Source organism: Photobacterium sp. GB-50 (assembly GCF_003026755.1).
Classification (GTDB): domain Bacteria; phylum Pseudomonadota; class Gammaproteobacteria; order Enterobacterales; family Vibrionaceae; genus Photobacterium.
The window spans coordinates 1-665 of sequence record NZ_PYNX01000057.1; the positions used below are offsets into that span (position 1 = coordinate 1).

Annotated in this window: 2 tRNA genes and 1 rRNA gene; all 3 read right to left on the reverse strand. The window is 42.6% G+C overall.

Annotated elements, in window-relative coordinates:
- Positions 1-106: ribosomal RNA gene (locus C9J41_RS21970) — 23S ribosomal RNA — on the reverse strand; the annotation flags it as partial.
- Between the two features lie 303 nt (positions 107-409).
- A tRNA-Ala gene (locus C9J41_RS21675) sits at positions 410-485 on the reverse strand.
- Between the two features lie 44 nt (positions 486-529).
- Positions 530-606 (reverse strand) — tRNA-Ile (locus tag C9J41_RS21680).
- Positions 607-665: the final 59 nt, after the last annotated feature.

Sequence of the window (665 nt, forward strand, 5' to 3'; positions counted from 1 at the left end):
AGAGTCACCGGTTTTTACTACCTTCTCTGGGCTTATCGCAAGTTAATACGTCCTTCATCGCCTCTGACTGCCAAGGCATCCACCGTGTACGCTTAGTCACTTAACCATACAACCCCAAGAGGTTTCGTATGTTCAAACAACCAAGGTTTGTGTTTAACACTTCGATCAAGAAAGTATTAAACGTTGGTTTTTCGCCGGACTCATTGTTTTGTTTTCACTTTTAAAAAGTGAAAGCAAACACAGACACTTGAATGTGTATGTTTTGAGAACTCGTTCTTCTTTCGAAGAACATTTTTAAAATCAATCTATTGATTGAATTTACTAGTCAGCTTTCCAGATTGTTAAAGAACATGTAATCATCGTTAGATAACCACTTTTTAAAAACACTCACAAGAATGCATTTAAAGAGTGGTGGAGCTATGCGGGATCGAACCGCAGACCTCCTGCGTGCAAGGCAGGCGCTCTCCCAGCTGAGCTATAACCCCAACGATATAAAAGACTAAACCGCCACCTTCTCTGGGAGAGAAAGTGGTGGGTCTGAGTGGACTTGAACCACCGACCTCACCCTTATCAGGGGTGCGCTCTAACCACCTGAGCTACAGACCCAAGTCTTTTTACGTTCTACATTTTAACCAAGCAATCTGTGTGGACACTGCATTAAACAG